General features: G+C 46.3%; 7 protein-coding genes. 5 read left to right on the forward strand and 2 right to left on the reverse strand.

The window, feature by feature from the left end; all coding sequences use genetic code 11:
• Positions 1–51 precede the first annotated feature (51 nt).
• Positions 52–1,002, reverse strand: a complete 951-nt coding sequence (locus HC965_RS16750) for an endonuclease/exonuclease/phosphatase family protein (protein WP_191032525.1) — start codon at positions 1,000–1,002, stop codon at positions 52–54.
• 53 nt (positions 1,003–1,055) lie between these two features.
• Positions 1,056–3,338, reverse strand: a complete 2,283-nt coding sequence (locus tag HC965_RS16755) for a GH92 family glycosyl hydrolase (RefSeq protein WP_191032526.1) — start codon at positions 3,336–3,338, stop codon at positions 1,056–1,058.
• Between the two features lie 210 nt (positions 3,339–3,548).
• Here HC965_RS16755 and HC965_RS16760 point away from each other — a divergent pair, with 210 nt between their 5' ends.
• The 5 genes from HC965_RS16760 (at position 3,549) to HC965_RS16780 (ending at position 15,762) form a co-directional block, all read left to right on the forward strand.
• Entirely contained in the window at positions 3,549–7,589 is a 4,041-nt protein-coding gene (locus HC965_RS16760; RefSeq protein ID WP_191032527.1) for a response regulator, read from the forward strand.
• 260 nt (positions 7,590–7,849) lie between these two features.
• On the forward strand, positions 7,850–9,805 hold the full coding sequence (locus HC965_RS16765) for a LamG-like jellyroll fold domain-containing protein (protein WP_191032528.1): 1,956 nt from the start codon (positions 7,850–7,852) through the stop codon (positions 9,803–9,805).
• Between the two features lie 18 nt (positions 9,806–9,823).
• On the forward strand, positions 9,824–11,071 hold the full coding sequence (locus HC965_RS16770; RefSeq protein ID WP_191032529.1) for a SusE domain-containing protein: 1,248 nt from the start codon (positions 9,824–9,826) through the stop codon (positions 11,069–11,071).
• Between the two features lie 14 nt (positions 11,072–11,085).
• A complete protein-coding gene (locus HC965_RS16775; RefSeq protein ID WP_191032530.1) occupies positions 11,086–12,480 on the forward strand; it encodes a glycoside hydrolase family 76 protein in 1,395 nt (464 codons plus the stop codon).
• Between the two features lie 36 nt (positions 12,481–12,516).
• Complete coding sequence (locus tag HC965_RS16780; RefSeq protein WP_191032531.1) at positions 12,517–15,762, forward strand: TonB-dependent receptor; 3,246 nt, start codon at positions 12,517–12,519, stop codon at positions 15,760–15,762.
• The last annotated feature ends 8 nt before the right edge of the window (positions 15,763–15,770 follow it).

Consider the following 15,770-nt stretch of genomic DNA (forward strand, 5'->3'; position numbering starts at 1 on the left):
GGAATATCGGGTTGTGTGGTGAAATTTTCAGGTTATAACTAGATACAAAGATTATTTCTGCTGACGCTGGTCAAACTCCAGTTCCACCTTCACAGGGAAATGGTCTGAAGGAGTGCGCGCCTGATACGTCTTGATGTCGATTTCTTCCGGGCAGTCGTTCGCCTGCTTCTTTTCTCCCTTGCCTACGATGCTGCGGTAAGTATCCGTCAGCACACCGTATCTTTTCACTTGGAAAGACGGAGAAACGAACACATGGTCGATACGGCTTTCCGTAAAGCTGTTCGGGGCGAAATCGTTGAACGTGCCGTTGATGGCATAGCGGAAACCAGCCTTCTCGTAAGAGTCGCACAGCACCCCTTTGCTCACAAAAGCATCATAAGACTGGTGAGTCTGGTCTACATTAAAGTCACCCGTCAGGATAGCCGGAAGCTCTTTGCCTTTGCCAAGCTCTTTCATCTTGTCCTGTACGAGGAACGCACTTTCCACGCGTGCCTTCTTGCCGATATGGTCCATGTGCAGGTTGAAGAAAAGGAATTCGAAACCGGTATCCTTGCACTTGAAGTGTCCCCAACTGCAAATACGCGGCAGCACGGCATCCCATCCTTTGCTCGGCACATCGGGCGTTTCCGACAACCAAAAATCACCTTTCTCTATCACATCAAACTTGTCCGTGCGATAGAAAATAGCAGAATGTTCACCTTTCTCTTTGCCGTCGTCGCGGCCTACGCCGATATAGTCATAACCGGGCAATGCTTCTTTCATGTCTTTCAGCTGATGAATAAAGCACTCCTGTGTGCCGAAAATATCGAAATCATGGTATTGCACCATTTGGGCAATGACCGGGTAACGTTGTCCCCAACCGTTTCCCTTGACTGAATCGCCGCCGTTGGCGTTTCTTAGATTGTAGGAAGCAACAGTGATAGAAGTAGGCTGATAGTTACTTTGGCAACCGCAAAAGACTATCGCAACAATAGCAATAAATAAAAGGCTCTTTAGTTTCATGTTTTTATAGTTTGTTTGATAGATTAATTCTCTGACTTCAAAAGTACGATATTTTATTCAAATGAAAGAGAGTAAGGTACATCTTTTTCTGTGATTCCCCGTTGTTTGTTGGGCACAGGGCTCATTTGGAATTGAATAGTAGCACCTTTCATCAACTGTTCGTGTGTGAGATAATTGCGTGACCAGGACTTGCCATTCACCTTCATATCCTTGACATACCGGTAGTCGAGCTGGTTATTATCCGACTTGATGGTGATGGTTTTTCCGTTCTCCAAATGCAGTTTTGCCGATTTGAAGAGAGGAGTTCCCACGATATACTCATCCGTTCCCGGACAAACAGTGTAGAACCCTAAGGCGGAGAATACATACCAGGCGGAAGTCTGACCGTTGTCCTCGTCACCGCAGTAACCATCCGGTGCGGCGGTGTATAACTTATTCATAATTTCACGCACCCAGTACTGGGCTTTCCAGGGTTCGCCGGAATAATTATAAAGATATACCATATGCTGAATCGGCTGATTGCCGTGTGCATACTGCCCCATGTTCATCACCTGCATTTCACGCATTTCGTGAATCATGCCGCGGCTTTCCATTCCCAGTTTGCCCGGAATCACAAATACGGAATCCATCATCGTGTTGAATTCTTTTCTACCGCCCATCAGGTCGATAAGTCCTTGTGTGTCATGGAATACGCAGAAACTCCAGTGCCAACTGTTACCTTCGCAGAATTCGCCACTCCAGTCTACCGCGTCAAAGTTCGGATTGAATTCCCCTTTGTCGTTTTTGCCTACCATCAGTTTGCGTTCCGGGTGATAGACGTTCTTATAATTCAGCGCACGTTTCTTGAAAATGTCGATTTCGCTTGCCGGCTTGCCCAGCTTCTTGCCTAGTGCGTAGATTGTCCAGTCGTTATAAGCATATTCGAGAGTGCGGGCTACATTCTGTCCGATTCCGATGTTGTTGGCTACATATCCCAGTTGATTGTAGGATTCGTGACCAAGACGACCGGAAGCCGTTCCGCGAAGATGTGCGCTTGTTCCGTGTTTCAGCGCTTCCCAAAGCGTTTCGATATCATATCCGCGCAGTCCTTTGATATAAGCGTCCGCTACTACGGAAGCCGAGTTGTTGCCCACCATGGAGTCACGATGTCCGGGACTTGACCATTCGGGAAGGAATCCGCTTTCTTTATAAGCATTGACCAGTCCTTCCTGCATCTTCTGATTCATCGACGGATACATCAGGTTGAGGAAAGGGAACAGGCAGCGGAACGTATCCCAGAATCCGGTATCGGTAAACATATAACCCGGAAGCACTTTACCGTTGTAAGGGCTGTAATGCATCACTTCCCCCTTGGCGTCTATCTCGTAGAAACTACGTGGGAAAAGCATGGAACGATACAGGCACGAGTAGAATGTACGCAGGTTGTCGATGTTATCGTCCTCTATCTCTATCTTGCCCATTTCACGGTTCCAGGTGTCTCTGCCGTTGGCAACCAGTTGGTCGAAACTCTTGTTGTCGAGTTCCTTCAGATTCAGTTCCGCCTGTTCGGGGCTGATAAAAGAAGAAGCGACACGGGCATAGACGATTTCCCCTTTCTTCGTTGCGAATCCGATGACCGCTCCGGTGTGGTTCCCCTTCGCTTCCGTTTCATTCGGAAGAATATTATTCTCCGAAACAGCTGAAACGAAAGTAAACGGCTTGTCGAACTGTATGACGAAGTAGTTTTTGAAGTTCTCGGGCACACCGCCGCTGTTCTTTGTCGAATAGCCGATAATCTTGTTTTCTTCGGGAATCACTTTGACGTAAGAACCCTTATCGAAAGCATCCAGGATGACATAGGCATTCTTCGTTTCGGGATACGTAAAGCGGAACATGACGGCACGCTCGGTGGGGACGAGTTCGGTGGTCACGTCATGGTCGGCCAGATATACCTTATAATAATAAGGCTTGGCGACTTCCGCTTTGTGAGAGAACCAGCTGGCGCGCCGGTCTTGGTCGAATACCAGTCCGCCGGTGATTGGCATGATGGCAAACTGGCCATAATCGTTGTTCCATGGACTGGGTTGATGTGTCTGTTTGAACCCGCGGATTTTGTCGGCATCGTACGTGTATGCCCAACCGTCGCCCATCTTACCGGTCTGTGGTGTCCAAAAGTTCATTCCCCACGGCAAGGCCGTAGCCGGATACGTATTTCCGGTGGACAGTTCGTACTTGGATTGTGTGCCTACCAGCGTGCTGACATAGTCTACCGGATTCTTTACAGCAGAAGATTGCAGGGTGTACAACACGGCACCTCCAAGAAATAACAAGTGTTTAAATGAAAAATGTGTTTTCATGAACAAATGAATTTATAGATTTGAAAATAATTTCTACGACGAAAATAGGGAGAAAAGGAATGTGCTCTCAGGAATGGAGTGGGGAAATCACCTGTTGGCGCTAATATTAACCACTATGGCGCTAATGCTTACCTATATCCCTGCCAAAAAAAAGTGTGGAATGTTTTTTTGTTTACCTTTGTCATATATCAAATCTAAGAATGACACGCTATGAACAGACCAATCGTTTTTATCCTTGTTTCTGTCTTTAACCTGCTGATACATACGGCTTCTGCCTATAACTTGAAGCAGATTGCGGATAAGGAATATATGTCCAACAGTTCTATTACATCTCTGTGCCAGGACGAGCGCGGACTGATGTGGATTGGCACTTGCGACGGACTGAATATTTATGATGGACAAGAAATCGAAGAATTTAAAACGCGTGACAAGGAGGATTACTTATCCGGTAACCTGATTGACAATATTGTGTATACCGGTGACGAAATTTACTGGATTCAGACGTACTACGGATTGAACCGCCTCGACCGGCGAACCAATACGCTCACGCACTACAACGAGTTTCAGAAACTCTTCTTTATGAACAAGGATAACAACGGCAATCTGTTCATTATCCAGGATAGCAACTGCATCTATTATTATCATAAGAACGAAGGCGCTTTCAAGAAAATCAATATCACGGGAATTCCCATCTCGGACATCGTTGACTTCTTCATTGACGGCAACAACCGTATGTGGGTAGTGATGAAAGGATACAACCGTTGTTATGACATTCAGCAGGAAGCCATTTCAGGGGATATTACCTTACTGCCGCAGAAAACCAGCTTGCAGTATCAGACCTCACTACTTTACTGCTTTAACGACGAACAATCCCTTTATTATATAGATAAAGACTACAACTTCTACGCCTTCCACATCCCGACCAAAAAGAATGAGTTCATTGCCAACCTGGGCAAAGAGATACAGGCGCGCGGCAAAATCTCTTCCATCGTCCACTACCACGACAGCTTCTTTGTCGGCTTCCTGATGGACGGTATTCTGCTGTTAGAGAAACAAAAGGAAACAAATACCTATCAGATTCAGCCGTTGCCTATCAACAGCGGCGTGTTCTGTCTCAAGAAAGACCGCTTTCAGGATATTGTGTGGATAGGTACGGACGGGCAGGGTGTTTATCTCTATTCCACCCCTCTCTATTCCATCAAATCAACGGTACTGAGCAATTATAGTGAGAAGATAGAACGCCCCGTGCGTGCACTATACCTCGATGACGACCGTACGTTTTGGGTAGGCACAAAGGGAAATGGTATTCTTAAAATCTACGATTATGAAGTCGATAAGAATATCTCCGACTGCCGGGCGGAGATACTGACCACTTCCAACAGCCCGTTAGGAAGCAACGCTGTCTATTGTTTTGCCAAAAGCCACCGAAATCTGCTTTGGATAGGTGATGAGGAAGGCTTGAACTACTACTCGTACAAGGAAAAGCGCATCAAAAGCATCCCTGTCCAGGTAGCAGGCGAAGACTTCAAATATATACACGATATTTACGAAACAGCCGATTCCGAACTATGGCTGGCAAGTGTCGGTATGGGAGTGGTGAAAGCCCGTATTGCCGGAACACCGGACAATCCGGTCATCGTGGACGCGCAACGTTATGTTATCAACGACGGCGAACTAGGCTCGAACTATTTCTTTACTATCCATGCGGAGAACGACTCCCGCCTGCTCTTCGGTAATAGAGGATACGGAGTGTTCCGCTTTAATAAGACAACGAACGGACTGGAGCCTATGTCTACTCACAAATATGAGAACATGACACTGAATAATATACTGGCTATCAACAAAGACAGCAGCAACAATTATCTTTTTGGCACGAGCTACGGACTGATAAAATATACTTCGGAGACTTCTTATCAACTCTTTAACGCTAAGAATGGCTTCCTGAACAACACCATCCATGCCATTCTCAAAAACTCACCCGATAACTTCTGGTTAAGCACCAACCTGGGATTAATCAACTTCGATACTCGCCGGAATGTTTTCCGTTCGTATGGCTTCGGTGATGGCTTGAAAGTGGTAGAGTTCAGCGACGGAGCAGCCTATCGTGACCCTCAAACGGGTACACTGTTCTTTGGCGGAATCAATGGATTCGTAGCCATCCGTGCAGACGGCCGTCCCGAGCAGCTTTATACGCCGCCCGTTTATTTCGACAAACTGTCTATCTTCGGTGAGCAATATAACCTGGGTGAGTTTCTTACCCGCAAAAAAGGTACGGAAGTCCTGAACCTACAGTACGACCAAAACTTCTTCTCCGTCTCTTTTGCTTCCGTGGACTATCTGAATGGCAACAACTGCACCTATTTCTATAAACTGAAAGGTCTGAGCGACCAATGGGTGAACAACGGTTCGGAGAGCGGAGTCTCTTTTACGAATATGGCTCCCGGCGAATATACGTTGCTCGTGAAATATTATAATAGTGTCTTTGATAAGGAAAGCGATGTCTATTCCCTGGTTATCCGTATCGGTGACCCGTGGTATGCGTCCTGGTGGGCGTATCTGATTTACGCCTTGTGCCTGCTTTTGATGGCTGCTTTGTTGATACGTTCGTTTATCCTGCGTTCCAAGCGCAAAAAGCAGGAACTGCTGAACGAGATAGAGAAGCGCCACCAAAAGAATGTATTTGAGTCCAAACTCCGCTTCTTTACCAATATCGCCCATGAATTCTGCACTCCGCTGACTTTGATTTATGGCCCTTGCGGACGTATCCTTTCATCCAACGGACTAAGTAAATTTGTAGTAGACTACGTGCAAATGATTCAGACCAACGCCGAACGTCTGAATAACCTGATTCATGAACTGATTGAATTCCGCCGTATCGAGACGGGTAACAGGGAAGTGCGCATTGAAACGTTAAATGTATCGTCCATCGTGAAGGGAATAGCCAAAACCTTTGTTGAAATGGCGAAATCCAGAAACATTACTTTCCTGAGCAAGATACCCGAACACGTGTCCTGGAACTCGGACAAAGGCTTTCTGAATACGATTATTATCAATCTGATTTCGAATGCGTTCAAATATACTCCCGACGGGCAAAGCATTAAGATTGAAGTGGATACAACCGGAGAGGGGCTATTGGTGCTCCGCGTAGCCAATGAAGGAAGTACCATCAAGGAGAAAGACTTTCAGCATATCTTCAACCGATATTCTATTTTGGATAACTTCGAGAACCAGGACGAGAAGAATTTCTCCCGCAACGGGCTCGGACTTGCCATCTCATACAATATGGCGAAGTTGCTGAACGGTACGCTGAAAGTGGAAAATACCTCTGACGGCTGGGTGATGTTCACCTTGACCCTGCCTGCTATGGAACCGACCATCGGAGTGCCGGCAACGAAGCGGATTACTTCGGAATATATCCCGAAGATAGATACGCAATCTATCCTGAAACTTCCTCATTATGAGTTTGATAAGATGCGCCCTACCTTACTGGTGGTCGATGATGAGATAGAGATGTTGTGGTTTATCGGAGAAATCTTCTCCGGTGATTTTAATGTAGTCACCCTGCAAGACCCCGAACGGGTGGAACAGGTGATGAACGAAGTGTATCCGAATGTGATAATCTGTGATGTCATGATGCCGGGAATCAGTGGCATTGAACTGACGGCACGAATTAAAGCGGTGAAGGAAACGGCTCATATTCCTATTATAATCGTATCCGGACGGCATGAGATGGAAGAACAGATGGCGGCACTTTCGGCAGGAGCGGAGATGTATATCACGAAACCGTTTAATGCGGAATATCTCCGTATATCGGTAGGGCAGGTGATGGAACGGAAAGAAGTGCTGAAGAACTACTTCAGTTCGCCTATCAGTTCTTTTGAAAAGTCGGACGGTAAGCTGACGCATAAGGAATCGAAGAAATTCCTTCAGTCGGTTCTGAAGATAATCAATGATAACATAACGAACAAAGAACTGACTCCCCGTTATATTGCCGACCGGCTGGCAATCAGCCCGCGCAGCCTGTACCGGAAAATGGAAGAAATAGGTGAAGACAGTCCGACGGATTTGATAAAGGAATGTCGTTTGCACATCGCGAAGGATTTACTGTTGACGACTAAAAAGACGATTGATGAAATCGTGTTCGATTCCGGGTTCTCCAATAAGGTAACTTTCTTCAAAGTGTTCCGTGAAAAGTACGAGTGCACGCCAAAAGAGTTTCGGATGAAACATTTGGAAGAAGTTCGTCAGTAGCTTGTGGCGGGGTGCTTTCCCCGACTTTCGTTTCCTTCTGCCCGTAAGGACGGGAAACGGCTCTGTAATATGCTCTGACGTATGTTTAAGATAGAAAAAGAAGAAGTAAATTTCCGTGTTAATATGGTAAGTATCCGTGCCAAAAGGTAAAAAAGTACAGTTAGATTTCTTTTGGTAGAGTTTAGTGATTTTATCTTTGCTTCATCGAAACATTTAAGTAGATGAACTTGAAAAGTATTAATTTATTAATCTTTAATCTAATGAAAAGGAAACTTAGTTTTTTATTCTTGTCAGCAATTACCCTTCCATTTTTTATGGTTTCGTGTAGTGATGATAAAGAAAGTCAGGAAGTGGAACCGGCGACTGATTTGGTGGTCGATAATAGTTCGGTGACACTGCTGCAAGGAGACGAAATTACGGTAGGTATTACTTCCGGTAATGGCGATTATTATGTGAAACCATTTGACGAAAGTGTGGCGACAGCTACTGTCAATGGTAATAAAGTAACTATCAAAGCAAAGGAGAACAGCCACCTTGAAGAAAATAACCGCATCGAAACAACTGTATTAGTAGTAGACGGACGCAAGAAAGTGGCTAGAATCCAAGTGCAGGTAGCCAAACTGTGGGACTTGACAGCCGACTCGCCCGAAGATGGCTTCGACCTGTTTATCGGTGAAAAGCGACTGGTGAAGATTCTGACGGGTAACGGTGATTATGAGATTTCCATCCCCGATGGCGCTGACAAGTATCTGGAAGTCGGAGAACTCTCCGGTCAGGTATTCCCCGTAACTGCCAAGTTTGAAACGGGAGCTGAACCGGTAGAGATTACGGTTACTGATAAGAAAGGAAAAATGATAGTTATTCCTGTGGTGGTGAACATCGTAGACCTTACGTTGAAAAGCAATGAAGCCCTTTTCTCCGAGCCTGATGCGGAAGCCCAGTATATCACGATTGAGAAAGGTAACGGCGGTTATAGTTTTACCTATCAGGTGGGAGACGGCGAGCCGACTACGGAAGCTACGATTGTGGAAGCTACCGAAAAAGAGAACCTGATTACCTTGAAGCCGAAAGCAAGAGGTGAAGTGAAGGTGATTGTGACAGACCAGAAAGGTTCGGAAAAGGAGATTGCGGTAACGGTGAATCCGTATGAGATTAAACTGGAAGATAATGCCACTTCAATGACTATCAACGGATTTGAAGTCTCTGAAGAAGTAGCTATTGCCCGTGGTAACGGTGGTTATCAGTTGGCAGCCTTGACGGACGATAATAAGAAATACCTGAAATCGGCGGAGATTGACGAAAACGGACGCCTGAAAGTGGAAGCAGCCTGGCTGGGTACGACTACGCTTACCATTACAGATGCTGCCGGAAAGAGCCTGGAACTACCGGTCACTGTCATGCCGATGGCTGCCTTGCTGGAGGCCGACCGCTGTTTCAAGATTGATATAAAGAAGTTCCTGGAGACGAATCAGTCTTTGGACAATATGCAGCAGCTTACTTTCGAGATGGTATTTTATCCTACCTACTCACGCGCGTTACAATCATTTATCGGTTTGGAAGGAGTATTCCTGCTCCGTTGCGAGTCAGCCGGCGATACCGACCTTCGTTTTGAGATAGCTACCAAGATACACAAAGACCCTAATAATCTGAGTGGCGACAGATACAATGACCCTCGTTTCCGCAGTCAGCAGAAAATGGGTAATGACCGCCAGGGAAATGGAAAGTGGTATCATCTTACTATTGTGTTCGACGGCACTCAAAGTAGTACAAAAGAAGCGTATAAGATGTATATCAATGGAGTGCGTGAAGAACTTACCCCGGCGAGCAGCGACTATGCCGATGTAAGACCTGACCCGTATTTGGTTCTCTCTTCCGTATCCGGTGATAACGCATTGATGATTGGCCGTTCCGGTAATAATAGATATCGTTTGGGATATTGTGGCGTTGCCCAGGCACGTATGTGGAAAACCGCCCGTACCGAAGAGCAGATAAAAGCGGATATGTGCAAATTTTACAGTCGGGAAGAAGCTCAGGCAAATGCGGATTTATTAGGCTACTGGGTACCTTCCAACGGTGTTGGTGATATCAGCGTTTTCCCGAACTATGGTTCGGCAGGCGAAGGACTGGATGCAGTGGTTTATAACAATGATGAGAGCATCAAGGCTGTGACTTTCCCCAACCGCTATAAAAAGGTAGAATGTCCTCATTCATACTAAAACAAGGAATATAATAATATGAGAAACAATATGATAACAAAGAAACTAATCAAATTTGCCCTGCTGTTTTTCCTTATCGGACTGGCAGCTTGTGACAATACCTTAAATCCGGGATTTAACCCCGACGATTATGAACCGATTGTTCCGCCTGAACCTGTTCGTACCATGGATGCAATGGCTAGTGGTGAGCGTGTCGTACTTTCGGGTGCTTCGCTGACGGACATCACCCTGAAATGGACGCCTACCGAAAAACACGGAAATACTGTATATCGCTATGAAGTACTGATAGACACTATCGGCGGTGACTTTACCGAACCGGTAGAAACTGTCTTCTCCGATAATAACGGCTTGGAGCCTCAACTCACTTTGACGCATTATCAGGCGAATACGATTGGCAAACTGGCGAAATTCCGTTGCAACACGAACGGAACATTGCGTTGGAAAATCCGTGCTTATTGCGGACTAGACCAAGCTATCAGCAGCCTGGAAGGATATTTCGTAATCTTTATGATGGACGGCATCGACGATATGCCTTCGGAAACAGATCCTGTTTACATCACCGGTATAGGAACGGAAGACGATGGAGACGAATCGGCAGCCTTGCGGATGCTCCGTCAGAATGAGGGAATCTACCAAACCTTTACGCAACTGAAAGCAGACCAGCCGTTTGTATTCATGTCGACCATCGAAGGACGCAAATGCTACTATTATATAGACAGCAACGGTGTGCTGCGTGAACGCAATGACGGCGAGGAATATACAGTTACGGTTCCAAAATCGGGCATCTACCGTATTACCATCAATATGGGCGAACAGACCATCAGTTACGATGAAATCGGGGCAGTCTATCTATATAACCAATCGGGTGGATACCGTCAGAATTTCGACTATCTGGGATATGGCAAATGGGGCGTGAAGAACTATACTGCACGGAAACAAACGGAAAGTTGGGCAGGAAGTGGCGAAACCCGTCATAGCTTTAAGATGGAAATCAACGGAACGACCTATCGTTGGGGACATAAGGACAAGGATAAAAGCCAGCCTACACTGACTACGGATGGCAGTTATTATAACTTATATCAACTGGCATTGGGCACGGACGCCTGGGATTACAGTTTCCGCTATTGCGACGAACTGCTTCAGTGGGGCGCTGCGCAGGGAAGCGTCTTCTATGCAACGGTAAAAACGGATGTCACCCTTTATTTCAATGCGGAGTTTGGAGCTTATACCCACCGCTGGGTGCTTTCAGAAACAAATGAAGATTAAAACTGAATAATAATATGAAGAACTATATAGTATCATTATCAAAAAAGGCTTTGTTGCTGAGCGGTGCCGCATTAACCATGTTCACTGCCTGCGACGACGGAGATTTGAGTGACATCTACAAGGGAAGTTCGTCCGGCGAATATGTGTCGGATGTAAACTGGACGGATGCTGCCAACAAAAGTACAGGAACCTATATCAAATATTTCTTTGAGAATGCCGGCGGACGGGATACCTTCTGCGGAAGCATCTACTGGGAAAAACCGAATACGCCGGAAACCGGAGAGCCTTCAAGCACAAGCGGCAGTGGCGGATGGTCACAAGGACATGCGCTGGATATAGTTATCGACTCCTATGTACGTCATGCCAATGACCCTGCTTATCAGGCCGATTTGTACGAAAATATAATGAAACCATTCCTTCCGGCTTTCGACGACTGGAATGAACATTGCGGCTATGGCGGCAAAGACTTTTGGAATAACTTCTATGATGATATGCAGTGGATGGCACTGGCTTGCCTGCGCGTGTATGAACTGACAGGCGATGAGGATTATTACAGTGCCACAATGAAGATGTGGGACCATATCAAGGGAGCGAAGAATGATTATAAAGGCGTAGGCGGCCTGGCGTGGAAAACGGACGCACCGGCTTCACGTATGGCTTGTTCCAACGGCCCCGGTTGTCTTTTGGCTATGAAACTGTATAAACTGACAGTGATGGAAGCCAAAGACGGATGGGAAGACAAAGCGGCTTATTACCTGAACTTTGCCAAAGAGGTATATAACTGGATGACTGCTTATCTGTGTGATACTTCTACGGGACAGGTATATGATAACCTAAGTGTCAAAGACGACGGTACTCCGGGCGACCCCGATAAAGTGGCTTTGTCTTATAATCAGGGAACATTTATGGCATCTGCCCTGGAACTTTACAATGCTACCGGTGAAGATGAATATCTTCGTAACGCTGTCGCTTTCGGTTCTTATCAGGTGAATAAGAAAATGGATTCCAACTATCCGGTATTCAGTGGCGAAGGAAATTCGGGGGATAATCTCCTGTTCCGCGGCATCTTTGTCCGCTACTTCCTGGATATGGTGAAACAGCCTACCAACAGCCTGTATCCTGAAAAGACAAAGAATAAGTTTGTTGCTGCATTGCGCAGCTGTTCCGATGTACTTTGGACATTGGCGCATCCGGAAGGATATTATGTATGGGAATACGATTGGGCAAAAGCCCCGACATTCGGCAACCGTGACAACAGGGAAGACCGCCTGACGATTTCCCTGAACGCAGAAGTTCCCGGAGCGACCATGATTGAAATTCGTGCCCGCTATGAAGACTGGGTGCAGGGAAAAGCTTCTGAAGAAGCCAACTGGGTCGGACCGGAATTCGGCAAGAAAGCAGGGGAATAAGATTGATTCATTATACATCGAAAATTGAAAATAAAAATGATACATATAAAAAGAAATATTTGTCTGATGGCTGTTTTTTCTGCTCTGCTGGCGGGTATCCCTGTGCAAAGTATGGCACAAGCAGGCAGAACTGCAAGGACACAGGCTTCGCAAAGCAATAAGATAACGGTATCGGGTACGGTATTGGATAAGTCGACAAATGACCCGTTGATTGGTGTGTCTGTTGTGGTGAAAGGTGTAGCCAATACAGGAACGATTACCGATATGGATGGTAAGTTTACGCTTAAACTGCCTTATGCGGAAGCTCCGCTGGTATTCTCTTACCTCGGTTATCAACCGCAGGAAATCGTTCCCGGCGCTAGGAAAGACCTGACCATCTTATTGCAGGAAGACGCAAAAGCTTTGCAGGAAGTAGTTGTAGTGGGTTACACCAAGCAACGCAAGGAAACGATGATTGGCTCGGTAGCTACCATCACAACGAAAGACCTGACGCAAAGCCCTACCGCCAATATCAACAACGCGCTCGCCGGACGTTTGCCGGGTTTGATTGTCAACCAGTATGCCGGTGGTGAACCGGGCGTTGACCAAAGTGAATTGTTCATCCGTGGTAAAGCTACTTACGGCAATCAGAGTGCTATTGTCATTGTCGACGGAATCGAACGAGACATGAGCTATCTCGCACCGGATGAAATTGAAACATTCACTATCCTGAAAGATGCTTCCGCAACTGCTGCTTATGGTATCCGCGGCGCGAATGGTGTAATCGTTATCACAACCAAACGTGGTAAGGCCGCCGAAAAAGCAACTGTGAATCTGAAAGCATCTGTCGGTATCAATCAGCCAATCGGCTTCCCCGAATACTTGGGTTCTGCCGATTATGCCACCTTATATAATGAAGCAAGACTGAATGACGCCAAGATGACGGGAGCGGACATCAACAGCCTGAACCTATTCTCTCAACAGGCTATCGACAACTTCCGCCGTGCGAAAGGTGACAACTCCGACGGACTGGGATATGACTGGGATTATTATGATTTCGCCTTCAAGCCGGGTATGCAGGAAGATGTCAGTCTTTCTATCCGTGGTGGTACGGACAAGGTACGCTACTACGTGTTGGCTAATTATTTCTCGCAAGGCGGTAACTATAAATATGCGGATGCAGGTGAATATGACTCACAAACCAAATTCACCCGTTACAACTTCCGTTCGAACATCGACATTAACATTAACCGCTATTTAAGTACCCGCCTCGACCTGGGTGCCCGCATTACCGACCGTAATGCACCGGGTACGACTGCCGGACGACTGATGACTATCTGTGCCACGCAACCTCCGTATCTGCCTATCCTGGTAGAAGAAAATTCGCATCCGCAGAATGAGGAATACATTCAGCAGAATTCCCGTGGTATGCTTTATGGTGATAATATCTACCGCTATAACATTTTAGGAGAATTGAGCCGTACCGGTTATCTGAATGAAAAGAACACCTATCTGAATGGTAGCTTTGCCATGAACCTGGATATGGGATTTCTTACCCAAGGATTGAAAGCGGAAGTGATGTTCTCTTATGATGCTTCCGAAGGACGCTGGATTAATCGTAAACTGGATACTTACAAGGACGGCTACCGTGAATATCCGATGTATGCAACGTTTATGCCGATTGAAGGTTCGGATGCCTATATGGCGGGCGGACACTATACGGGTGCCTACAAGACAGGTAACAAGTACGACATCGACCAGACTATCGGCAACGGTTTCAGTCATAATGCTTCCGACGGACGTACGTATATACAGGCACGTGTGGACTATAACCGTCTATTCAAAGACCGTCACGAATTGACCGCCATGTTGTTGGCAAACCGTGGCAACCGTACTGTCAACAACGAGTTGGCTTATCATAGCCAGGGTATCACCGGACGTTTTGCTTATTACTATAACCAGAAGTACCTGATGGAATTTAACTTCGGTTACAATGGTTCCGAGAATTTCGCTCCGGGCAAACGTTACGGATTCTTTCCCGCAGGTTCTATCGGTTGGGTGGTGTCTGAAGAATCTTTTATGAAGAAGGCTTCCTGGATTGATTTCCTGAAAGTGAGAGCTTCTTATGGTTTGGTAGGTAGTGACAATGTCAGCAGCCGTTTCCCTTACCTAGCTTTCTACGGTGGTGGCAGCAGTTACAGTTTCGGCAATAATTTCGGAACGAGCGTAGGCGGTACTTCCGAAGGAAACCTGGCTAATGAGAGCCTGACTTGGGAAAAAGCCCGCAAACTGAATGTCGGTATTGACTTTACTACTTTCAATCAGCGTTTGGCTCTGACTGTCGATGCTTTCTATGAATATCGCTTCGATATTATCACAAATATGAACAGTGACGGTATCATGGGATACCCGGACATCGTAGGTAAGGATGCGGCTTTGCAGAATTTAGGTGAGGTTAGCAACCGTGGTGTGGACATCGAATTGAGTTGGAATGACAAGATAGGAAGACATTTCCGCTACTATATCCGTCCGAACCTGACTTTCTCACGCAACCGCTTGGAATATAAGGCGGAAGTAGCCCGCAAGAACTCGTGGCGTAAAGAGACCGGCAAGCGTCTGTATGAGAACTTTGTCTATGTATTCGACCACTTTGTGGCGGACCAGGAAGAAGCCGACCGTCTGAATAAGATTGGTTATCAACCGTGGGGACAACTAATTCCGGGTGATGCGGTTTACAAGGATTTGGACCGTAACGGTGTGATTGATGACGAAGACCGCACAACAATGGGAAATCCGCGTAGTCCGGAACTGATGTTCGGTATTCCTTTCGGATTCCAGTATAAGAACTTTGACTTCAGTGTGTTATTGCAGGGAGCTACCAAGAGTTCTATCCTGTTGAACGGAGCCGCGGTATTTGATTTCCCGCAGTTCGAACAGGACAAAATCGGTCGTGTGAAGAAGATGCACCTGGACCGTTGGACACCGGAAACGGCTTCTACGGCAAAATATCCGGCATTGCACTACGGAACGCATGATAACAATAAGAATGGAAACAGTAGCCTGTTCCTGTATGACGCTTCCTATCTTCGTCTGAAGAATGTGGAAGTCGGTTACAACGTATCGCCGAAATGGTTGCGTAAATTCCATGTACAGCAGGCACGTATCTATGTACAGGGCTTGAATCTCCTGACCTTCGACAAACTGGGTGATGTGGACATTGACCCGGAAACGAAATCCGGTGACGGTGCTTCCTGGTATCCGATTCAAAAGGTATTCAACTTCGGTATTGATATTACATTCTAAAAACAGTA

Source organism: Bacteroides sp. GM023, from assembly GCF_014750685.1.
Lineage (GTDB): Bacteria > Bacteroidota > Bacteroidia > Bacteroidales > Bacteroidaceae > Bacteroides.

Coding starts and splice junctions, on each gene's coding strand:
- HC965_RS16755 (WP_191032526.1), bottom strand. CDS start 3,338: ATGAAAACACATTTTTCATTTAAACACTTGTTATTTCTTGGAGGTGCC.
- HC965_RS16775 (WP_191032530.1), top strand. CDS start 11,086: ATGAAGAACTATATAGTATCATTATCAAAAAAGGCTTTGTTGCTGAGC.
- HC965_RS16760 (WP_191032527.1), top strand. CDS start 3,549: ATGAACAGACCAATCGTTTTTATCCTTGTTTCTGTCTTTAACCTGCTG.
- HC965_RS16765 (WP_191032528.1), top strand. CDS start 7,850: ATGAAAAGGAAACTTAGTTTTTTATTCTTGTCAGCAATTACCCTTCCA.
- HC965_RS16750 (WP_191032525.1), bottom strand. CDS start 1,002: ATGAAACTAAAGAGCCTTTTATTTATTGCTATTGTTGCGATAGTCTTT.
- HC965_RS16770 (WP_191032529.1), top strand. CDS start 9,824: ATGAGAAACAATATGATAACAAAGAAACTAATCAAATTTGCCCTGCTG.
- HC965_RS16780 (WP_191032531.1), top strand. CDS start 12,517: ATGATACATATAAAAAGAAATATTTGTCTGATGGCTGTTTTTTCTGCT.